Origin of the sequence: Spiribacter sp. 1M189, from assembly GCF_040838345.1 — a bacterium.
Lineage (GTDB): Bacteria > Pseudomonadota > Gammaproteobacteria > Nitrococcales > Nitrococcaceae > Spiribacter > Spiribacter insolitus.
Genome location: NZ_JBAKFF010000002.1, coordinates 1 through 816, shown reverse-complemented (window position 1 = coordinate 816; position 816 = coordinate 1). Strand labels below are relative to the sequence as shown.

At 57.2% G+C, this 816-nt stretch carries 1 protein-coding gene; it reads left to right on the top strand.

What is annotated here, in order from left to right:
- The coding region (locus V6X30_RS09765; protein ID WP_456242968.1) for a calcium-binding protein at positions 1-816 on the top strand (816 nt) is incomplete at both ends.

The window sequence follows — 816 nt, the reverse complement described above, 5'->3', positions numbered from 1 at the left end:
ACGCCTTCACCACCGACGACACTGTGAACATCGGGGTTGGGGCCGGTGGAACTGGCTCTACGGTGACCGGTACGTCGCTCAATGATTCGATCACTGGCAACAGTGGCGATGACGAGCTCATCGGTGGCAACGGTGCGGATACCATCGAAGGCAACAGTGGCGCCGACTCGATTTACGGCGGCAGCGGTATCGATGTAATTCGTTCCGGTGAGGACAATGATACGATTGTTTACGTCGGAGATGCGGAGCTCTTCCGCCAAGATGGCTCCTTAACAGATGCCGAAGTTGATGGTGGCATCGGTAGTTCGGATCGAATCCAGCTAGATGCAGGACTGGTTCCGTTCACGATCGAAGCTGCTGATCAACTCCAGGACATTACAAATGTTGAGCAGATCACAGTGGTCGACGCACAAGGTGCTTACAGCATTACTCTAAACGGTAATGTCGCAGAGAGTGGACTGACTACGATTGATCTGTCGGCAGATACTGCTGGCACTCCCAATGAGATTGATGTTTCGGCAGAGACCACGGAGGGCTTCGCTCTCACAGGCTCCGGTGGTGATGACACCATTACCGGTGGCGGTGGCGCAGACACCATTGACGGCGGTGGCGGCAACGACACCATCACTGGTGGTGCGGGCGCTGACGAGCTGACGGGTGGTGATGGAGATGACCGTTTCGTATTCGCCACCGGCGATGTCGCCGCGGGCGAGACGGTGACGAACACCAATGGTACGGCCACGCTCACCAACGCCGGTAACGGTAGCGTTGACTTCACTGAGCTCAGTGACGGGGACGGCGGTTCGCTAGACCAGG